We start from the raw sequence: 20994 nt of genomic DNA on the forward strand, positions 1-20994 counted from the left end.
TGCCCGATTATGCTTTTGCGCCACCATACCGTGGCTGCGCGGGCATGTAGAGGTGTGATTTTCCGGTATTTCCCCTCTCACATGCGCCTAATTTTTGAACATATCACACGTTTTGTGCAAAAATTGTGCAACTTCACGCTGTTTTACCCGGCGTCGAATGGCTGAGTCCGTTCCTTACGACGTCAGGTCGCGCTCTTTTTCTGCAGGTGCAAACAAACCGGCCTGCCCGGAAAGCAGAGGGGAAAGACGTGAAACTGATCATTGCGACAATCAAGCCGTTCAAGCTGGAGGAGGTGCGCGAGGCACTGACCGATGCAGGGGTGCGCGGCATGATGGTGACCGAGATCAAGGGCTTTGGCTCGCAATCGGGACACACGGAAATCTATCGCGGGGCTGAATACGCCGTGAACTTCGTACCCAAGATCAAACTCGAGATAGTAGTGCCCGCCACCATGGCCGACCAGATCGTCGAGACCATCACCAAAACCGCCAAAACCGGCAAGATCGGTGACGGCAAGATTTTCGTCCTTGATGTCGAGCAAGCCCTGCGCGTGCGGACCGGGGAAACGAACGAAGAGGCGCTGTAAGCGCCGCCACTCAAATCATTCGAGGAAGTCACATGAACCTGATGAAATCTCTCATCCCTGCCGCCGCGATCATCGCGTTGCCGCAGATGGGCCTTGCGCAAGAGGCCGCCGCTGGCGAGACCGCGCAGCATACGCAATACATTCTGACCTCGCTGCTGTTTTTGGTCGGCGGCTTTCTGGTGTTCTGGATGGCCGCAGGCTTCGCCATGCTCGAGGCCGGTCTGGTACGCTCCAAGAACGTGGCCATGCAGCTGATCAAGAACATGGGTCTGTTTTCGTTCGCCGCCATCATGTACTGGCTGGTTGGCTTCAACCTGATGTATCCGGGCGATGGCTGGACCATCACTGGCGTTCTTGGCGCGTTTTCGCCAACATCTCTGGAACCCGTTGGTCTAGACGGTGTCGAGACCGATTTGTCCTACGCTTCGGTAGGCTCGGATTTCTTCTTTCAGCTGATGTTCTGCGCCACCACCGCATCGATCGTTTCGGGCACCGTGGCCGAGCGTATCAAACTGTGGCCCTTCTTCATCTTCGTAATCGTCCTGACGGGCATCATCTACCCGATCGAAGCGTCCTGGCAGTGGGGCGGTGGCTGGCTGTCCGAGATGGGCTTTAGCGATTTCGCAGGCTCAACCCTGGTACATGCCGCAGGTGGATTCGCAGCGCTGGCAGGTGCCATTGTGCTTGGCCCGCGTATCGGCAAGTACAATAAGGATGGCAAAGTGGTTCCGATCCCCGGCTCGAACCTCGCGCTGGCAACCTTGGGTACATTCATCCTGTGGCTGGGCTGGTTCGGCTTTAATGGCGGCTCGCAGCTTGCGATGGGCACCATTGGTGACATGGCTGACATCAGCCGCATCTTTGCGAACACCAACATGGCCGCCGCAGCGGGTGCCGTTGCAGCGCTGATCCTGACACAGCTGATGTATGGCAAGGTCGACCTCACCATGGTTCTGAACGGCGCACTGGCCGGTCTGGTCTCGATCACCGCCGAACCTCTGGCTCCGTCGCTGTTCCAGGCGCTGATCATCGGTGCCGTCGGTGGCGTGATCGTTGTCCTGACCGTTCCAATGCTGGACCGCATGAAGATCGACGACGTCGTTGGCGCAATCCCCGTTCACCTGATCGCGGGCTTCTGGGGCACTTTCATCGTGGCGTGGACCAATGGAGATGCATCCTTTGTGACTCAGATCATCGGCTTCGCTGCCATCGGTGTCTTCGTCTTCGTGGTCAGCTTCATCCTGTTCTCGATCCTCAAGGCAACCGTTGGCCTGCGGGTTGGCGAGGAAGAAGAGATTAATGGTCTGGATATGGGCGAGTTGGGTATGGAGGCGTACCCTGAGTTCTCGAGAAGCTAAAACCATCTCAATTTGAGCAAATGAATACGCCGGGCCTGATGGTCCGGCGTTTTCAGTAAAGCGAACTCACGTCATACAGCCAGGCGTCTTTTTGCTGCCCGGCGAACCGGCCCAGAGCAAACAGTTTCGTCATATAGTCCTTATCGAAGGCTTCTTCGGGCTGAACATCAAACTCGACCGGTATCCACGTCAGGTTTGTCACCAAACCGTCCCTCGCGCCCTGTTCAACGATCCGCTCGATATCTCCAATGCTCTGCGCCCTGATCAGCAATTCGAACGCGCGCTGAGCAACGGCAGTGGCGTTTTCGGCCTGCGGCGCGTAGTGCGCCTCAAGCTTTTTGTTGTGAATTACCCAAATGCGATTCTGACGCCCGCTCAGTCCAGAACGCCTGAGCAGTTTGCGCATTTCTATCCCATGTGGATAAGCAAACACCTCGCGCGTGAGCCCGCCATCGACATGCAGTTCTTCGCGCAGGATGTCACCATCGGTGACCGGGATGGAAACGGGCTCGAACACGACAGGGATAGAGGCAGAAGCCAGCACGACCTGACGAATTAGCTGGCGCGATTTTTCGGTACCGATCATCGCGATAGCGCCGATGTCCCAGGTTACCGGACGTTCGGCGTCGATGTTTGTCGTTCCGACAAAAAGACGGCGACCTTTGTCATGTTCCTGCGCAATCTTGTTGATCACGTCATCTGAAAGCTCACGCTCGATTGCCGCCCGCAGAGGGGTCGTTTTCGCAAGAAACCCCTTGCCGAACAAGGCACCACCAAGGTCAAGGCGCACAACATCCCGCGTCGTGGATTGCGTATAGAACCGTTCGATCCGATCGTCGTACTCAGGTCCGAGAAAGGCAAATGGTGCAATCAACGCACCCGTAGAAATTCCCGTGACAATATCAAATTTTGGTCTGTTTCCCGAAGCGGTCCAACCGTTCAGCACACCGGCCCCGTACGCCCCGTGCTGCCCCCCGCCAGAGAGGGCAAGGATGTTCACGCCGCGGGTTCGGGGAACCTGTGTCAGAGCAGCGCGATAGCTGGCGATGCGGGCCGGGTTGGATTGCGAGAATTCATCTTCGTATTCTCTCACGTCCTGATCTGCGCCGGTGGGATAGAATTGCTCGTACCGGTCAGCAGGCGGAGCAATCTCATCCCTTGGATATGAAGCTTCACAGGCCGCAACAGCAAGTATTGAGGCGACCAGACATAAAGAACGGAGCGACTGCAAGACAGAGATCCTATCCGGAGTTTGTGACAACGGCTTCCGGACAGGACCGTCTGCCTTTACCTGCGCTTTTGTTCCACCGTGACGGAGTTGTTATGCTCCAACATCAACAATCGCCTGAGCCAGAATAGGGACCGTCGTCGCGTTCAGCCCGGCAATGTTCATGCGGCTGTCACCGACCATGTAAATACCGTGCTCAACGCGCAGCTTCTCGACCAGTTCAGGCGACGCACCAAGACGCGAGAACATGCCGCGATGCTGTGCAAGAAATCCGAAACGGTCCGAGCCGCTCAGGCGCTGCAGCTCATCGGCCAGTTGCTGGCGCAGACCCAGCATTGACAAGCGCACCTCTTCCAGCTCGTTTGCCCAGTCTTCGCGCAGTGCCTCGTCCATCAGGATCGTGGTGACAACACGCGCGCCGTGGTCCGGAGGGAACGAATAGTTCTGCCGGTTCAGGAAAGCCAGTGTTCCCTGATTCAGAGCTGTTTGTCCTGCATCCGCACTGACAGCCATCAGCAGACCCGTCCGCTCGCGATAGACACCAAAGTTCTTGGAACATGAGGCGGCGATCAGGCATTCCTTGACCGACGAGGCCACCAGACGCGTGGCTTGTGCGTCTTCAGTCAGACCATCACCAAAGCCTTGATAGGCAATGTCGATCATTGCAACGAGGCCGCGCTCGTTGATCAGGTTCACCACTTCCTGCCATTGCACCATGTTCAGGTTTGCACCTGTCGGGTTGTGGCAGCATCCATGCAGCAGGACAACATCACCTGCATTGGCAGTTTTGAGGTCTTCGATCATGCCATCGAAATCAACACCGCGGGTTTCACCATCAAAATAGCGATACTGCACTGTTTCGATGCCCAGATAGTTCAGGATCGACAGGTGGTTTGGCCATGTTGGGTTTGAAACGAAAACACGTGCCGAAGGATTGGCCATACGGATCAGTTCGAATGCCTGACGGCATGCGCCTGTCCCACCCGGTGTTGCCACAGCAGCGATATTGCCGCGCGCAACGGAAGTACCCAAAATCAGGCCAATCATCACGTCGGCAAAGGCCGGATCACCCGCAAGCCCGGTATAAGCCTTGGTTTCCTGTTCTTCCCAAATGCGTTTCTCGGCTGCCTTCACCGCACGCTTGATCGGTGTCAGGCCATCAGCGTTCTTGTAAACACCGACACCCAGGTCGATCTTCTGGTCGCGCGGATCCTCGCGATACATTTGCATCAGCGCCAGAATCTTGTCAGCTGGCTGCGGCTTGAGAAATTCGAACATCAGTTCTCTCCGGTTGCGACGGGCAGGGTCGGGAAGGCACCCCATTCGGCCCAGGAGCCGTCATAAAGCGAATGGTCTTTTTTGCCGATGCGCTCAAGCGCAAGGCTGAGGATGGCAGCAGTCACGCCTGATCCGCAGGACGTGATGGCCGGTTTGGTCAGGTCTACGCCCGCGGTTTCGAACACTGCACGGCAATCCTCGGGCGATTTCATCGTACCGTTCTTGTTCAGCAAATTGCCAAAGGGAACATTGCGCGATCCCGGGATGTGACCCGAACGCAGACCTTCGCGCGGCTCAACCCCGGTTCCGGCAAAACGATCGGCAGAGCGCGCGTCAATAATTTCATGATCCGCCAACTTGGCTGCAGCCGATACCTGAGTCACATCGCGCACCAGATGGTTTTGAACTCGAACGGTCATGTGGCGATCCCGGATCACCGGGGGCAAATCCTCGATCTCACGTCCTTCGGCCTGCCACTTGGGCATGCCCCCATCCAAGACGGCAATGTTCTCTTGCCCCATGAGGCGAAACAGCCACCAGACCCGTGCAGCAGACATCAGCCCGGCGCCATCATAGACCACCACCTGATGTCCGTCGCCCACACCCATGGCCCGCAGGCGTGACATGAATTTCTCGACCGGGGGCGCCATGTGCGGCAGGTCCGAGCGGTGATCGGAAATGTCATCGATATCGAAAAACCGTGCACCGGGGATGTGACCGGCCTCATACTCGGCCTTTGCGTCTCGCCCCTGCTGCGGCAAATACCAAGACCCGTCCAGAATCCGCAGATCCGGGTCCTTGAGATGAGCGGCAAGCCATTCGGTAGAAACGAGGGTTTTCGGATCGTCCTGCATCAAAGCCTCCCCTAAGCGAGCTTGAGTTGTCCCTATACGCGCGTTGATGCGGGTTCAAGACTGGATGGCGCTACCAATCCAGATCATGTCGCATTCAATTGGCGCGGCGCAATCTGATGAACTGAACTATCCCGATGATGCTGATCACGATCCAAAAGCATTCGATAAGCATCGAAGCCAGATTGAAGTTCTGCAACAGCGAGTAAACGATCAGAACGGACCCGGCCAGATTGAGGATCGGAAAGGCCAGATCATCGGAATTCATCATCCGCATCTGTGTCGCAAAGTAAGCGGCCACAACGACCATGGCGCCAAATGAGCCGACAGCGTCGGCCAAAGTCAGACTGTCAAGAAAAGCGGCCATCGCCTGCCTCCGGATGGAATTGATGTTTTATGGGATCAGGCGACCGGCGCTGCTGTAGCCGGTTGCCCATAGTGGTGCATGTTCAGAAAGGCTGCACCGGTGGCCCCGGCCCGGTAGCCGTGTGGCAAATCAGCGGCAAACCGCAGCCCCTGCCCAGCCTGTAGCGGAACCCAATCACCGTCGCGCAGAACGTCCAGCGTTCCGTTCAGAACAAACACTTCTTCGGTTACCCCCGTCGCATGGGCAGCCGATTCATGGCTCTGGTTTGGGGAAAGCTCGACATGAAAGGTTTCGGCCCCGAGCGCGGGATCATAGGGAAAGACGATCTTGACTTCGATACTGCCCGGGAAGGTTACCGTGCGGAAAACATCGGCATCAGCCGGATCGCGCATCGCAGCAGGCCCGATCAGGGCGCTCAGCGGCATCTGGAACCCTTTTGCGATCTTCCAAAGTGTCGCAATCGTCGGGCTCGATTCGCCGCGTTCGATCTGGCCCAACATGGCCTTGCTGACCCCGGTCATGTCAGCGACCTTGGACAGGCTCAGCCCCGAGGCCGCCCGCACGTCCCTTAGTTTCAGCGTAATTTCATCCGGTGCCATCTTGTCGTCTCTCGAATCCTCTTGTGCGTTATAGCGCACATGTGGTACGTGCGCTATAACGTACGCATCCCGAATATCGCAACCGGGGCAAAAGGGAAACAGCATCATGCCAATGTACCGATCCAGAACCTCAACCCATGGCCGCAACATGGCCGGTGCCCGTGGCCTGTGGCGCGCCACCGGTATGCAGGATGACGATTTCGGCAAACCGATCATCGCCATCGTCAACTCGTTCACCCAGTTTGTGCCCGGCCACGTGCACCTGAAGGATCTGGGCCAGATGGTCGCGCGCGAGGTTGAGGCCGCAGGCGGCGTTGCAAAAGAATTCAACACCATCGCGGTGGATGACGGTATCGCCATGGGTCATGACGGGATGCTGTATTCGCTGCCCTCGCGTGAGGTCATCGCGGATTCGGTTGAATACATGGTCAACGCACACTGCGCCGATGCGATGGTGTGTATCTCGAACTGTGACAAGATCACCCCCGGCATGCTGATGGCCGCCATGCGCCTGAACATCCCCGCAATCTTCGTCTCGGGCGGTCCTATGGAAGCCGGCAAGATCGACATCGCCGATCTGGACGTCAAGAAGATCGACCTCGTAGATGCGATGGTTGCGGCGGCCAACGAAAACTACACCGATGAGCAGGTCCAGCACATCGAAGAAAACGCCTGCCCGACCTGTGGTTCTTGCTCGGGCATGTTCACCGCAAACTCGATGAACTGTCTGGCCGAAGCTCTGGGTCTGGCGCTGCCGGGCAACGGCTCGACCCTGGCCACGCATGCTGACCGCAAGAACCTGTTCCTTGAAGCCGGGCGTCGGATCGTCGAGATCACCAAACGGCACTACGATCTAGATGAAAAAGGCTTCCTTCCCCGCGAAATCGCCACGTTCGACGCGTTTGAGAACGCGATGAGCCTTGATATCGCCATGGGCGGATCGACCAATACGGTTCTGCACCTGCTGGCCATCGCACATGAGGGTGAGGTGCATTTCACTATGTCCGACATGGATCGCCTCAGCCGCAAGGTGCCATGCCTGTGTAAGGTCGCACCCAATACCGAGAACGTTCACATGGAGGACGTGCACCGCGCCGGTGGTATCTTCTCGATCCTCGGCGAGCTTAGCCGCGCCGGACTGCTGCATGAACATTGCAGCACCGTGCATTCGGCCACGATGGGTGAGGCGATTGCCAATTGGGACATCAAGATTGCTAACAACCCGGCGGCGCAGGACCTGTTCAAGGCCGCGCCGGGTGGCGTGCGCACGACACAGGCCTTCAGCCAGTCGAACCGCTACAAGGAACTGGACACCGACCGCGAAGGCGGCGTGATCCGGTCCAAGGAGCACGCGTTCAGCCAAGACGGCGGTTTGGCGGTTCTGTTCGGCAACATCGCGCGCGACGGCTGCATCGTGAAAACTGCGGGTGTGGATGCAAATATCCTGCAGTTCACCGGCTCGGCCTATGTCTGCGAAAGCCAGGATCAGGCGGTTAACGACATCCTGACGGGCAAGGTCAAAGAAGGTGACGTGGTGGTGATCCGCTATGAAGGTCCGCGTGGCGGCCCGGGCATGCAGGAAATGCTGTATCCGACCTCGTACCTGAAATCCAAAGGTCTGGGCAAAGCCTGCGCGTTGTTGACCGATGGTCGCTTCTCGGGTGGTACATCGGGCCTTTCGATTGGTCACGTTTCGCCCGAAGCGGCAGAAGGTGGTGAGATCGGACTGGTCAAGAACGGCGACAAGATCGAGATCGACATTCCAAACCGCACAATCCATCTGGCCGTGTCAGACGAAGAACTGGCCGCGCGACGCGAAGAGCAGGATGAAAAGGGCTGGGTGCCCGCTGAACCGCGCAAGCGCAAAGTGTCCACCGCGCTCAAAGCTTACGCCAAGCTGACAACAAGCGCTGCGAAAGGTGCTGTGCGTCAAGTGTAACGAAGCGGTTCCCAAACTATCTAAACTGCAATAGCTTGAAAGGCCTCGCTAACAAGAATAGCGAGGCCTTTCTTTTTTGCATTCAATGATATCCACAGAAAGCTCGGTGAAAACCATGACATTCTGGCGCCCGCATAACGGTATCCGCGTCAAAGCCATAGGCTTGCATTGGCGGGAGGACAGGCTCCTCGCTGCCGAAGTTCCGGACGACACCGGCCGCATCAAGGGCGTGCGTCCTTTAGGTGGATCGGTCGAATTCGGCGAAACATGGCACGACGCACTGAAACGTGAGTTCAGGGAAGAGCTTAATGTGGCGATAGAGGTCAGTGGACAACCACTGGTGATCGAGAATCTCTACCAGCACGAAGGTCATCAGGGGCATGAGATTATCTTTGTGGCCGAGATCCAGTGCCCGGAACTTTTGAATTTGCCCGACGCGCCGATTTCATTCGCGGAAGACGATGGTCAGAGCTGGACGGCAGGCTGGTTCAGTCTGGATACCTTGGATATCGGCGGTCCGGAGCTTTACCCCACCGGTCTGAAAGATCATCTGCTCCGTTAACTCAGTCGCCAAGTTTGGCGTGAACCTCATCCAGATCAATCTCGCCAATCGGCATCTTGTTGGCAGGGTTTTCGAAATCGTATTTGAACAGCTCGAAATCATGTTTGTAGATTTCGTAGACCAGGTGCATCGACAGGTCGTCAAAATAGTCTTCGACCGGGTGTGCACGTTTTGGCCCATGACCTTCGGATTCGTTAAAGCGCGGAATTTCCGACAAGGTCACGGCGTTGGGTGTTTCGACATGGCTGAGCACGTCCTGCATCCCATCGTTGAATTTCTCGGTCCAGAAAATTCGGTCATACCGCCCGCCATTCACGATGAAAGTCGATACGTGCCCGGACATGGCTGACCAGTGAATGTCCGGGTCCATCGGACGACGCCAGCGGATGGTATCACGTGCAAACAGCAAAAAACGGCGAAAGCTGGCGATCTGATCGAATTCGCCTTTACCGTCGTCTCCGCCGACTTCGATCCCGTAGTTGTAGATCAGCGTTGGAACCAGATTCCCGCGATACCGCTTACCGTTACGCTGAATGCCGCAGATCTTGTCAAAAAACGAACTCAGAATGCGGGTATAGGGATTGCGGACACAGGTGAAAGCATATGAGGTATGAGATCGCACGTTGCTGGAAATCGAATCCTGACTGGAGTCGAACGCCCATTTGTGCATCCCATCCTTAGCGTCATGGATATCACCGTCAAAAAACTGACCATGATCAGAGTAATACATGATCTGGCCGATGGTTGAGCAGGCGCATTTAGGCACAACACGGTAGACCATGCTCTCACTCTCGGTCATCCATGTACCGGGAAAACCCATCTGCAATGCCTCCTGAGCTGTCCGGGTCTCAAGCTGACGCGTCAGCGTTTGGCCCCAAACAAGCAAAATTATTCTGTTTATTCAATCGCTCATCCTCAGTATCACGGTTGGAAACGGGCAGAAACAGGAATTACGTTCGACTTATGGCAAAGATTGCCTACATTTTGCTGTGTCACAAAGACCCTGATGCGATCATCTCGCAGGCTGAGCAGCTGACCGCAGCTGGCGATTGCATGGCCATCCACTTCGATGCGCGTTCATTTGATACTGATTACGACCGCATCCGCACCGCCCTGAAGGACAATCCAAACGTGACCTTCGCGACCCGGCGCATCAAATGCGGTTGGGGGGAATGGTCACTGGTCCAGGCGACCTTGTATGCTTTGCAGGCCGCGGTCGATGCTTTCCCTCGCGCGACGCATTTCTACATGCTGTCGGGCGACTGCATGGCGATCAAGACAGCCGAGTATGCCCACCGTTTTCTTGATCAAAACGACAGGGATTTCATCGAAAGTCACGATTTCTTCGAAAGCGACTGGATCAAAACCGGTATGAAAGAAGACCGGCTAATCTACAGACACTACTTCAATGAGCGCACGCAGAGCGGGCGGTTCTATGCCTCGTTCGAATTGCAAAAGCGCTTTGGCCTGACGCGGGATATTCCACATGACATTCAGGTCATGATCGGCAGCCAATGGTGGTGTCTGCGCAGGCGCACCGTTGAAATGATCCTTGATTTCCTGCGTCAACGCCGTGATGTCATCAAGTTCTTCTCGACCACCTGGATACCGGATGAGACCTTTTTTCAAACTCTTGTCCGACATCTGATCCCAAAGCATGAGATCGACAATCGCACACTGACATTCCTGATGTTCTCGGACTACGGAATGCCCGTGACGTTCTACAACGATCACTACGATATGCTGCTGGGACAGGATTACCTGTTCGCGCGCAAGATCAGCCCCGAGGCTCATGATCTGAAAGAAAAGCTGGGCCAGCTATACTCAAGTGAAGGGGTCGATTTTCAGATCTCGGACGAAGGTCGTAACCTTTACAGCTTTCTTGCCGGACGTGGGCGTGTTGGTCGTAGGTTCGGGCAACGGTTCTGGGAAACCGGGAACACATTGGGGGCCGAGCGTGAACTGTTTCTGATTGTCTGCAAGAAATGGCACGTGGCCAAGCGTCTGGTTGATCAGATTGCATCCGAGACGGATATTCCATGTGTCGAGTATCTGTTCAATGAGCAGGATACACCGCTGCCCGATCTGGGGGGTATCGAAACCACGTTGCCCAAGCGATCACGGCACAGGCGCGCTGTAATTCAAATGTTGTTCGATCACTTTGAGACAGACCAATTGGTGGTGTGTGTTGATCCCTCGAACGCAGACATCGTTCAGGATTTCTGCGCGGACCAGTCCAAAACCCACGTGTTGGAGATCGAGTGCGAATATTCCGACGAGTATCTGGTTGGACATGCGCGTCGCGTCGGGCTGGCTGGAGAGAGCACACCAGCCGAAACGGTTGAGCGGCTATTGCCGACTATACGCAACGATATGGCCTACGAATCCGAACAAATCCGTAATGCCGGTACCGAACAGTACCTGCGCATTCGGGAAACAGCGGATCGTACTGAGAACGAAGCCACAATCGCTGAATTTCTGGATATATCAGAAGAAAAAGCTCAGGCCGTCATGCGGCTTGATTACCTGTTTGTGGATTGAATTCCCAAAAAATCCGGCGGCGCAGATAAGCGCCGCCGGATAATTGTTCAGATGTCAAACTTGACGCCTTGGGCCAGCGGCAATTCGGCCGAATAGTTCACCGTGTTGGTTTGACGGCGCATATACGCCTTCCACGCATCCGAGCCGCTTTCACGACCGCCGCCGGTTTCCTTTTCACCGCCGAACGCACCGCCAATCTCAGCCCCTGATGGACCAATATTGACGTTTGCGATACCACAGTCCGAACCGGCAGACGTCAGGAATTGCTCGGCCTCACGCATGTTCAGCGTGAATACGCACGACGATAGACCCTGAGGAACATCGTTCTGGATCTCCAGCGCATCCTCAAAACTCTCATAACCCATGACATAAAGGATCGGCGCAAAGGTCTCAGTCTTAACCGTCGCTGTCTGACCGGGCATCTCAACAATGGCCGGCTCCATGTAGACACCTGCGGGCACGCCTTCGGTTACACGATTGCCGCCAAAAACCGTGCCGCCCTCGGATTTTGCAGATTCCAGCGCTGCGGTCATCGCCTTGCCGGATGCCTCGTCCACCAGAGGACCAACCAGTGTGCCGTCCGTCAGCGGATTACCGATCGGCAGGCCGGCATAGGCTTTCTTCAACCGCGCAACCAGTTCGTCCTTGATTGAATTGTGTACAATCAGACGACGGAGCGTGGTGCAACGCTGTCCGGCGGTGCCAACCGCAGAAAACACGATCGCACGAACCGCCATTTCCAGATCGGCAGACGGGCCGACGATCATGGCGTTGTTGCCGCCAAGCTCCAGAATGCACTTTCCGAAACGCTGCGCCACGATCGGAGCAACCGCGCGCCCCATGCGGGTTGAACCCGTGGCAGAGATGACAGGTACATCTTCGCTGGCCACCAAAGCCTCCCCAAGATCGGCACCACCGATCAGTGTTTGCAACAGGCCTTCAGGTGCATCACCAAACCGGGCCAGTGCGCGTTCAAATATCTTCTGACACGCCATCGCGGTAAGTGGGGTCTTTTCGGATGGCTTCCAGACTACCGGATCGCCACACACCAAGGCCAGCGCTGCGTTCCATGACCATACTGCGACCGGGAAATTGAAGGCCGAGATCACGCCCACAGGACCGGCCGGATGCCAGGTTTCCATCATCCGATGCCCGGGGCGTTCGGATGCGATGGTCAGACCATAGAGCTGGCGCGACAGGCCAACGGCAAAGTCGCAGATGTCGATCATCTCCTGCACTTCACCCAGACCTTCAGAGGTGATCTTGCCCGCTTCCCAGCTGACCAATGCACCCAGATCATCTTTGGCTGCACGCAGTTCTTCGCCCAGCAGGCGGATCAACTCGCCCCGTCGCGGGGCTGGCACAATACGCCATTCCCGGAACGCTGTTTTTGCCCGGGCAAAGACCGCGTCCATTTCAGAGGTCGGTGTTTCATGAACCTCAGCCAAAACTCTGCCGTCAATCGGGGATGTTACTGTAAGCGTGCCTCCGGTCAGGTCCGCCGAAGTCAGATCCAGATTTGCGAGTGTGGTTTCTGCTGTCATGACAACGTCTTTCATGTCTCAAGCCGCCTTGTGTTGTTCGGTTACGTCGCCAGCGCGATACAGCCGGCCGAATTCGGTGTTCAGGAAATCCTGCAGATTTACTTGCTCTTGTCGGATGAAGCCTTTGGAAGGCAGCGCTCCTGTTCGCATCAGATCGACGACGCCAAGCACACCTGCAGCCGTGGTGATCTGAATTGCGCTCCAGACTTGTCCATCGATGACACGCGCAAAGGACTTGTTGATCAGGGATTTCTCCCGCAACTGACCACCGATCATGCCCTTGGCCGTGCAATAGACAAGAACCACATCCTGATCGGTGCGTGGCAGAGCCGCCTCAAATATTTCCTTCAGCAAATCACGACGGCGCTCCAGGCCAAGGTCTGACAGCAATAGCTTGAGAATATCGCGATGACCCGGGTAGCGGATCGAACGATAGGACACCGCTCGCGCCTTGCCTTCTAGTGTTTCAGGCAGGGTACCAAGGCCTCCGGACGTGTTGAAGCACTCATACTCGACGCCGTCATGACCAAGGATTTCATAGTCCTCAAGGGGTGCGGTCTTGACCAGCTTACCGTTCACGATGGCATCGCAGGGATTGCAGTATTCATTGATCAGGCCGTCAGTTGACCATGTCAGATTATACTTCAGCGCATTGGTCGGATAGAGCGGCAACGCACCGACCCGCATATGAAGACTGTCGATTTCATCAAACTCTGATGCAAGCGCAGAACCGGCGATCCCTACAAATCCCGGGGCCAGACCGCATTGCGGCATGAATGCGGTTTCGCTGTCCTTTGCCAGTTCACGCACAGCATTGGTTGCCGCAACATCTTCGGTCAGATCAAAGTAATGTGCACCTGCTGCCTTGGCAGCCTTGGCAATCGCGGGTGTCAGAAAGAAAGGCGCTGCAGAGATAACCGCATCAAACTCCTCAAGACCTTTGGCCAGTGCCTGTTCATCACCCGCATCTATTTGCCTTGTGGCAATACCAAGCTTGTTCAATGCCGAGAGTGCGTTCAGATCGTGATCCGCAACTGTCACTGAATAATGTGGTGAGCCTTTCAGCAAGGTTGCGATCATCTGACCGATCTTCCCTGCCCCGACAATGCAAACATTCCAGCCCAAGATTTGCCTCCTCCATTCATTGATTAATAAGAATTATGGAGCGGAGGTTGTCCGGCACACAGCATGCGCGTTGACGAAATAGCGGGTATTTTCGTCATTATGTCGGTAATTTCTGCGTTTTGTCGACGCCAGTAAGTCGCCGAAATGTTTGACTAAACCAGCAAGGAATAGCCTGACCTCGTGCACACAAAGAAAAACGACGCGCCTTTTGAGCACGCCGTCAAAACTCTGAATCAGTTAGGTTGTCGTTGTCTTAGTAAACAACCACCGACCGAATGCTCTCGCCTTTATGCATCAGGTCAAACCCTTTGTTGATGTCATCCAGACCCATGGTGTGGGTGATCATCGGATCGATCTCGATCTTACCTTCCATGTACCAGTCAACGATCTTCGGCACATCGGTCCGGCCACGCGCGCCACCAAAGGCGGTGCCGCGCCACGAACGGCCGGTGACCAGCTGGAACGGACGGGTCGAAATCTCGGCCCCTGCGGGCGCCACGCCGATGATGATCGATTCACCCCAGCCCTTATGCGCCGATTCCAATGCCGCACGCATCACGCCGACATTGCCGGTGGCGTCAAAGGTGTAGTCACCGCCGCCTTTGGTCAGATCAACCAGATAGGGTACCAAATCGCCTTCGACTTCGTTCGGGTTCACGAAATCGGTCATGCCGAACTTGGTCGCCATCTCAACTTTCGACGGGTTCAGGTCAACGCCGACGATCTGATCGGCCCCAGCCAAACGCAGGCCCTGAATCACGTTCAGACCGATACCGCCCAGACCAAAGACGATGGCACGGCTGCCGATTTCCACCTTGGCGGTGTTGATTACCGCGCCAATACCGGTGGTTACACCGCAACCGATGTAGCAGATCTTGTCGAAGGGCGCGTCTTCACGCACTTTGGCCAGCGCAATCTCGGGCAGAACCGTGTGGTTCGAGAAGGTCGAGCAGCCCATGTAGTGCAGGATCGGGTCACCATCCAACGTCGAGAAGCGCGATGTGCCATCGGGCATCAGACCCTGGCCCTGAGTCGAACGGATTGCCTGACACAGGTTGGTTTTGGGGTGCAGACAGTACTCACATTCGCGACATTCCGGGGTGTAAAGCGGGATCACGTGATCGCCTGGCTTCAGGCTGGTGACACCCGGGCCGACTTCAACCACAACGCCAGCACCTTCGTGGCCCAGAATGGCAGGGAACAGGCCTTCGGGATCAGCACCCGACAGGGTAAATTCATCAGTGTGGCAGATGCCGGTGGCCTTGATCTCGACCAGAACCTCGCCCGCTTTGGGCCCTTCAAGGTTCACGTCCATCACTTCCAAAGGTTTGCCCGCCTGAAGGGCAACCGCTGCACGGGTACGCATGTTGCTATTCTCCCTGTCAAATTTGACCCGACCCTGCGTCAAATACAGGGTGTTTTCAACTGCGCTTTCGTGACAGGTTAGCTAAATAATTGATATTACAGAAACGACATTGCCAGAAAAAGGAGCGCCAATGCACCGTTTTATCCCGATCCTGTTCGTTCTGGCCGCCTGTGCGGAAACAACTGTGACTGAGGAAAGCGCTTCTACATCCGAGGCTGCAGCCGTTGATCTGGCGTTCTGCAAGGGTGAGCCCTTTGCCGATTCTGTGGGCCAGCCGGTGTCAACGATTCAGGCCAGTTTGCCTGAAAGATCACGTGTATTGGGGCCTGATGACATCGCAACGCAGGATTATCGCATTGATCGGCTGAACGTTTACGTAAACGGCGCAGGGGTAATTCAGCGGCTGACCTGTGGGTAGATTTGGCTGTGTTTCCCGACTTTCACCCGCAACATTGGTCTATTTTCCACGGTAAACCAGAAAGTCCGGCACATAGTCCAAAAACCTGATGGCCCAGGAAAACGGAGCAGGGAAATCGGTACGAAAACGACGCCGGGACATGGCGCGCAGAACCCGATCGGCAGCGTCTTCGGGCGTCATCAGCATCGGCATCTTGAAGTTGTTCTTTTCGGTCAGCCGCGTCTTGATGAAGCCAGGATTGACGATCCGAACCGTAACGCCGGTGCCTGCCAAATCGTGCCGCATCGTTTCTGCCAGAGAAATCAGCGCAGCCTTGCTGGAACCATATCCAATCGCAGCTGGTAACCCGTGATACCCCGCAAGCGATCCGATCAGTGTGATATCTCCGCGTGCAGCGCGGACAAAACCGGGCACGGTCTCGCCCAATACCCTGAGTGCCCCGGTGAAGTTGACGTCGCTCATTGCCAGCGCGGCTTCGGTATCCCAGTCCGCCGCTGTCATAGGCTCATAAGCTCCGGCGTTATAGACCAGACCATCGATATCCCCGGCCTCAGAAACTGCATCCCGAACTGCATTCAGGTCGGTTACATCAACTGGCGCAGCACGCGCGTCGGACAGCGTATCGCAAATCTCGGACAGACGATCGGCATTGCGCGCTGACAGTATCAGGCGTGCACCCTGACGGCTCAGCGCCTTGGCCAGAGCAAGACCCAATCCTTCGCTCGCGCCGATGATCCAATAGGTTTTACCTTCGAACTTACTCATGATCGGGTCTTTCTATTCGCACGAAAACGCGTGGCCCTTGAGGGAAGTGGACGCCATTCCGGTCATTTTAGAGAGAATACGAACCCGCGATACCGTCGGATCACACCAAATCGGCCGCTCATAGCCCAGAGACATGATTTAGCGCGTCTAAATTATTTTTCTAACATGAATGATCCGCAAACGATCACCCAGCGTATCCCTTTGTAAAATGTCACACAAAGAGGATGACATGTTCGACGAAACTCGGGGCGTACGCAAAAAGATCGCGATTGTTGGTGCAGGCATTTCAGGTCTATCCGCAGCCTATTATCTATCCAAATCTCATGATGTAACACTGTACGAGGCTGAGCCCCGACTGGGCGGTCACGCCCGCACCGTGCTTGCTGGACGAAACGGAGATCAGCCCGTCGACACCGGATTCATCGTGTTCAACTACGCGACCTACCCTTATCTGACCCGTCTGTTCGAAGAACTGAATGTCCCGGTCACCAAAAGCGAAATGAGCTTTGGTGCCACGATCGATAACGGTCGCATCGAGTACGGGCTGAACAATCTCCGTACCCTGACGGCCCAAAAACGTAATCTTGCCCGGCCCGCCTACTATAAAATGATCGCCGACATCCTGCGTTTCAGCAAAGAGGCCCCCGCTGCCGCACAGGATGATGACACCACAATCGGTGAGCTTGTTGATCAACTGCGGTTGGGCCACTGGTTCAGGCACAACTACCTGATGCCCATGTGCGGTGCGATCTGGTCTACGCCTGTCGAATTCGTTGACCGCTTCCCCGCACGCTCATTAGTTCAGTTTTTCCGAAATCACGCATTGCTCGCCAGTGGCCGTGCCAAACAGCACCAATGGTGGACCGTTAAAGGCGGCAGTATCGAATATGTTCGCCGAATTGAAACCGCCTTGCGCGCCCGTGGCTGCGATATCCGCGTGGCCACCCCGGTTGAGGGCATCCAAAGGGATTCCCTGGGTGTGAGTGTGCACAGCCATGGGCAGGCAGATTTGTTTGATGAGATCATCCTGGCTACACATTCAGATCAGTCGCTGGCCATACTTGGAGACAACGCGACTCGGGATGAAGCAGACGCGCTGGGTGCCATTCGCTATCAACCCAACAAGGCAGTTCTGCACTGCGATCCAAGCCAGATGCCGCGCCGGCGAGCTTGCTGGTCCAGTTGGACCTATCGCTCGCAGGCAGGAAATGTGGGTGTCACCTATTGGATGAACCGCCTTCAGAACATCCCCGACAGCGATCCGCTGTTTGTGACCCTGAACGCTTCGTCAGAAATCCATGAAGACAAGATTTATGACGAGGTCGAATTCGCCCACCCTGTGTTCGACAAAGCTGCCCTGAGGGCACAAGGCAAGATCCGCGAAATGCAGGGACAAAACAGGACCTGGTTTGCCGGGGCGTATAACCGGCACGGTTTTCACGAAGACGGGATCGCCAGCGCCATGCATGTTGTTGAGCGCATCGAAGGTATCCCGCAGACCATCGGAGCTGAAAATGGCATTCTTGAAAGAGACCCGGCCATACCCGTTGCGGCTGATCTTTGATAGCATTCGCGCAACGCTTCTGGTGATTGCGCTGCTGGTACCGTCGGGTCTGGCAGCTTCGGTCGTATCAAAGGAACTGAACAATGCGCAGCTGCTTGGCAGCGGCACGTTCCGATTTCTCGGGCTGCCCCTGTATGATGCAAAGCTATACACACCCGGCGGTGCGCCCTTCAGTTGGAATGAAGACTTTGGGCTGGAATTGACCTACCGGAAAAACCTGACCCAGAAAGCACTGGTTAATTCCACACTGGAAGAGATTGCGCGCCAGGGTAACAACGCGCCCACGCGCGCTCAGTTGGAGCAGTGTTTTCAAGCGGTCAGTAAAGGCGATACCTATCTGGCGATCTCGCAAGGGCCCAATGCCATTGGGTTCTGGCGGAATGGGCGCAAGACCTGCACATTGTCCTATTCGGGTGCCAAACGCGGATTTATGTCGATCTTTCTGGGCTCAAACACCCGATCTGCATCGTTTACCAGCCAGCTCAAGGGACAGTGATGCTGTATCCCAGGGTCAGCTTGTATGCTCTGATGCTCGCTGCGGCTGGCATCCCGCTTTACATCCACCTGCCACGATTTGCAGCGGTAAACTTGGGTATCGGCCTGGGTGTTATCGGAACAGTCCTTTTGATTATCCGGCTGGTTGATCTGGTTCAGGACCCTTTGATCGGCTGGGCAATTGACCGATGGCCAGATGCACAAACTCTGTTTGCCGCTGCTGCCGCGATCGGGTTAGCCGTCGGCTTTCCACTGCTTTTCATGCTCACTGACGGCGCCGGTCTCGGCACGCTGATTGCCATTCTCGTTCTACTCTTTTCGGCCTACAGCCTTGGCACCATCCTGCTTTATGGACGCAGCGCCACTCTGGCGAAACGCCCGGATCCCAAAGAGCTGATGACACTCGCCGCCTACCGCGAAGGTGGTCAGTTGACCGGAGTTATTCTTGCGGCCAGTGCACCTGCCCTGTTCGTGACTTTGGGCGCCAGTGCACAGGGTTACCCTGCGTTTGGTCTGTTCTTGGGCGTGCTGTCAGTCATCACAATCGTACTGACTTTTCCAATCTGGCGGCGTCCACCGATCACCGGAGAGGGGCTGTCTTTCGCGGGCCTTGGCAAATCTGGCGGGCTCAGGCTCCTTGCCCTTGCGCTGGTCAACAGCCTACCGGTTGCGATCACCTCAACCTTGTTTCTGTTTTTTGTAGAAGATCGGCTGCAGCTGCCGGGCAAGGCTGGCCCTTTGCTGATCCTTTTCTTTCTGAGCGCAGGAGCAAGCGTTCCTCTGTGGGCCCGCATGAGCAACCGGATTGGCCCGAAACAGACACTGATTATTGCAATGCCGCTTTCGATCGCCGGGTTCATTGGCGCAGCGACTCTGTCGGCGGGCAACCTGTCCGGTTTCGCCGTCATCTGCATCGCATCCGGTGCGGCACTTGGGGCCGATATGGTCGTTTTGCCCGCCATGTTCTCGGTCGTACTGACCCGCGCGGGACTAAACGCATCAGCCGCATTCGGCATCTGGTCATTCGCAGGCAAACTAGGCCTCGCATTGGCCGCCTTTTTCACACTGCCACTGCTTGAACGCAGCGGTTTTTTCCCGGGGCAACCTAACTCGGCGCAGGCATTGGAAACACTCAACTTTGCCTATGCTGTCCTTCCCTGCATTCTCAAACTCGGCGCGTTCGGGATGGTTTTGACGCTGCCGTCAGAGGTATCAGCCAAATGAAACTCATCGCAATCATCCTGTTCGCCACCCTCGCCCTGATCGTAGCAAAGGGCAGATTTCTCAGTTTTCGCGCTCAGGCACCTGCCGACTACGAAAACACAGGCCCCCAGTTTTCACTTAAGGAACAGCTAAACGGAGAAATCCTGTCAGAGGGTCTGATCTATGGTCCCAATGGTAAGATGTCGAACAGCTTCGTCGCGCGCATGGTGGGCGAATGGGAGGGTAATACCGGGACATTGTCCGAGTATTTCACCTATTCCAACGGCAAACAGATGACCCGAAAATGGTACCTGACGCTGGGCACCGGTAATACGTTCACCGCAACGGCCGATGACATCGTAGGCGAGGGCAAAGGCGTGATCTCCGGCGCAACCGTCAAACTGACCTATCGGATCGTCCTGCCCAAGGACGCCGGTGGGCATACGCTAGATGTGACCGACTGGATGTACCTGACCGAGAACGGTGCGATCATGAATCGCTCTGAAATGCGGAAATTCGGCATCAAGGTGGCCGAGTTGGTTGCCACGATGCGCCCGTCGCCCGAGATAAAATCGGCCCATCTGCATGGCGCCAATGGTCATGATACAGACTCTGAACTGAGGCCGTTGCAATGATCGCCCGCCGTACCTTTGTAGCAATCGTCGCCCTTGCAGGGTTGGCAATACTCGCCGCCTGTTCAGCCAAACCACGCGTTCCAAAGACATTTCTATCGGACCGTCAGCTGAATCTTGAGGAGTTCTTTGAGGGTAAAACTGTGGCCTATGGCCAGTTCCAGGACGCTCTGGGTAATGTCCCGCGCCGGTTCACGGTCGATATCGACGGTACCTGGGATGGTGAGACGCTGACTCTGGTAGAGGATTTCATCTATGATGACGGCGCAACCGAGCAGCGGGTCTGGACGCTGAAAAAAACTGGCGACGACACGTGGACCGGGACCGCACCGGGTGTTCTGGGAACCGCCAGCGGGGTCGAACGGGGTGATACCTTTAACTGGAAGTACAAGATAGATTTGCCTGTCAAAGATGGCACGATGCGCGTTAATTTTGACGATTGGATGTGGCTATTGGAAGACGACAGACTACTCAACCGCGCCTACGTCTCACGCTTCGGTATTCGTCTTGGTGAGGTGATTTTGTTTTTCGAGAAGAAATAGAACCACGTGTTGGGAGCGGCATGTTGGCCC

At 55.9% G+C, this 20994-nt stretch carries 21 protein-coding genes; 11 read left to right on the forward strand and 10 right to left on the reverse strand.

Annotation, left to right across the window (positions count from 1 at the left end; all coding sequences use genetic code 11):
- The first annotated feature begins 248 nt into the window (after positions 1-248).
- Positions 249-587: a P-II family nitrogen regulator gene (locus ACR0IO_RS18315; RefSeq protein WP_170336579.1), complete on the forward strand. Its 339-nt coding sequence runs from the start codon at positions 249-251 to the stop codon at positions 585-587.
- 32 nt (positions 588-619) lie between these two features.
- Positions 620-1945, forward strand: a complete 1326-nt coding sequence (locus ACR0IO_RS18320) for an ammonium transporter (RefSeq protein ID WP_480743434.1) — start codon at positions 620-622, stop codon at positions 1943-1945.
- Positions 1946-1997: 52 nt separating this feature from the next.
- Here the strand turns inward: ACR0IO_RS18320 and ACR0IO_RS18325 are convergent, their stop codons facing one another.
- The 5 genes from ACR0IO_RS18325 to ACR0IO_RS18345 all read right to left on the reverse strand — a co-directional run bounded on the left by ACR0IO_RS18325 (position 1998) and on the right by ACR0IO_RS18345 (position 6268).
- Complete coding sequence (locus ACR0IO_RS18325; protein ID WP_480743437.1) at positions 1998-3176, reverse strand: patatin-like phospholipase family protein; 1179 nt, start codon at positions 3174-3176, stop codon at positions 1998-2000.
- A gap of 90 nt (positions 3177-3266) precedes the next feature.
- Entirely contained in the window at positions 3267-4451 is a 1185-nt protein-coding gene (locus ACR0IO_RS18330; RefSeq protein ID WP_480743439.1) for an amino acid aminotransferase, read from the reverse strand.
- Entirely contained in the window at positions 4451-5305 is an 855-nt protein-coding gene (sseA, locus tag ACR0IO_RS18335; protein WP_480743441.1) for a 3-mercaptopyruvate sulfurtransferase, read from the reverse strand. The genes ACR0IO_RS18330 and sseA overlap by 1 nt, the downstream gene beginning before the upstream one ends.
- Before the next feature lie 94 nt (positions 5306-5399).
- Positions 5400-5669: a CBU_0592 family membrane protein gene (locus ACR0IO_RS18340; RefSeq protein WP_170336569.1), complete on the reverse strand. Its 270-nt coding sequence runs from the start codon at positions 5667-5669 to the stop codon at positions 5400-5402.
- Positions 5670-5704: 35 nt separating this feature from the next.
- Positions 5705-6268 carry a helix-turn-helix domain-containing protein gene (locus ACR0IO_RS18345; protein ID WP_155146794.1) on the reverse strand — a complete coding sequence of 188 codons (564 nt, stop codon included), beginning with the start codon at positions 6266-6268 and terminating at the stop codon, positions 5705-5707.
- 106 nt (positions 6269-6374) lie between these two features.
- Here ACR0IO_RS18345 and ilvD point away from each other — a divergent pair, with 106 nt between their 5' ends.
- Complete coding sequence (ilvD, locus tag ACR0IO_RS18350) at positions 6375-8207, forward strand: dihydroxy-acid dehydratase (RefSeq protein WP_170565237.1); 1833 nt, start codon at positions 6375-6377, stop codon at positions 8205-8207.
- A gap of 115 nt (positions 8208-8322) precedes the next feature.
- Positions 8323-8769, forward strand: coding sequence for an NUDIX hydrolase (locus ACR0IO_RS18355; RefSeq protein ID WP_480743446.1), 447 nt, complete (start codon positions 8323-8325; stop codon positions 8767-8769).
- A 1-nt stretch (position 8770) separates the two neighbouring features.
- Here the strand turns inward: ACR0IO_RS18355 and ACR0IO_RS18360 are convergent, their stop codons facing one another.
- Positions 8771-9589 carry a sulfotransferase family protein gene (locus ACR0IO_RS18360; protein ID WP_155146799.1) on the reverse strand — a complete coding sequence of 273 codons (819 nt, stop codon included), beginning with the start codon at positions 9587-9589 and terminating at the stop codon, positions 8771-8773.
- Between the two features lie 143 nt (positions 9590-9732).
- Between ACR0IO_RS18360 and ACR0IO_RS18365 the strand changes: the two genes are divergently transcribed.
- Positions 9733-11310, forward strand: coding sequence for a DUF5928 domain-containing protein (locus ACR0IO_RS18365; RefSeq protein ID WP_480743448.1), 1578 nt, complete (start codon positions 9733-9735; stop codon positions 11308-11310).
- Between the two features lie 47 nt (positions 11311-11357).
- Here ACR0IO_RS18365 and amaB read toward each other — a convergent pair whose 3' ends face one another.
- From amaB to ACR0IO_RS18380, 3 genes are all read right to left on the reverse strand, one after another.
- On the reverse strand, positions 11358-12854 hold the full coding sequence (gene amaB / locus ACR0IO_RS18370; RefSeq protein WP_480743528.1) for an L-piperidine-6-carboxylate dehydrogenase: 1497 nt from the start codon (positions 12852-12854) through the stop codon (positions 11358-11360).
- 18 nt (positions 12855-12872) lie between these two features.
- Positions 12873-13979: a saccharopine dehydrogenase family protein gene (locus tag ACR0IO_RS18375; RefSeq protein ID WP_480743451.1), complete on the reverse strand. Its 1107-nt coding sequence runs from the start codon at positions 13977-13979 to the stop codon at positions 12873-12875.
- 253 nt (positions 13980-14232) lie between these two features.
- Positions 14233-15345 (reverse strand): S-(hydroxymethyl)glutathione dehydrogenase/class III alcohol dehydrogenase, encoded by a 1113-nt coding sequence (locus ACR0IO_RS18380; protein ID WP_170336559.1) that lies wholly within the window; start codon positions 15343-15345, stop codon positions 14233-14235.
- A gap of 130 nt (positions 15346-15475) precedes the next feature.
- Between ACR0IO_RS18380 and ACR0IO_RS18385 the strand changes: the two genes are divergently transcribed.
- Entirely contained in the window at positions 15476-15763 is a 288-nt protein-coding gene (locus tag ACR0IO_RS18385) for an I78 family peptidase inhibitor (protein ID WP_155146808.1), read from the forward strand.
- A 39-nt stretch (positions 15764-15802) separates the two neighbouring features.
- Here the strand turns inward: ACR0IO_RS18385 and ACR0IO_RS18390 are convergent, their stop codons facing one another.
- Complete coding sequence (locus ACR0IO_RS18390) at positions 15803-16528, reverse strand: SDR family NAD(P)-dependent oxidoreductase (protein WP_480743453.1); 726 nt, start codon at positions 16526-16528, stop codon at positions 15803-15805.
- A gap of 229 nt (positions 16529-16757) precedes the next feature.
- Between ACR0IO_RS18390 and ACR0IO_RS18395 the strand changes: the two genes are divergently transcribed.
- Genes ACR0IO_RS18395 through ACR0IO_RS18415 form a run of 5 tightly spaced genes read left to right on the forward strand, consistent with a single transcriptional unit; the run spans position 16758 to position 20964 of the window.
- On the forward strand, positions 16758-18092 hold the full coding sequence (locus ACR0IO_RS18395) for an NAD(P)/FAD-dependent oxidoreductase (RefSeq protein WP_480743455.1): 1335 nt from the start codon (positions 16758-16760) through the stop codon (positions 18090-18092).
- Positions 18043-18588, forward strand: coding sequence for a hypothetical protein (locus ACR0IO_RS18400; protein ID WP_480743457.1), 546 nt, complete (start codon positions 18043-18045; stop codon positions 18586-18588). Before ACR0IO_RS18395 ends, ACR0IO_RS18400 begins: the two co-directional genes overlap by 50 nt.
- Positions 18588-19811 carry an MFS transporter gene (locus tag ACR0IO_RS18405; RefSeq protein ID WP_480743459.1) on the forward strand — a complete coding sequence of 408 codons (1224 nt, stop codon included), beginning with the start codon at positions 18588-18590 and terminating at the stop codon, positions 19809-19811. Before ACR0IO_RS18400 ends, ACR0IO_RS18405 begins: the two co-directional genes overlap by 1 nt.
- Entirely contained in the window at positions 19808-20425 is a 618-nt protein-coding gene (locus ACR0IO_RS18410; RefSeq protein WP_480743462.1) for a DUF3833 domain-containing protein, read from the forward strand. The genes ACR0IO_RS18405 and ACR0IO_RS18410 overlap by 4 nt, the downstream gene beginning before the upstream one ends.
- A complete protein-coding gene (locus tag ACR0IO_RS18415; protein ID WP_480743464.1) occupies positions 20422-20964 on the forward strand; it encodes a DUF3833 domain-containing protein in 543 nt (180 codons plus the stop codon). The genes ACR0IO_RS18410 and ACR0IO_RS18415 overlap by 4 nt, the downstream gene beginning before the upstream one ends.
- The last annotated feature ends 30 nt before the right edge of the window (positions 20965-20994 follow it).

This window comes from Ruegeria sp. CE12, from assembly GCF_056537525.1.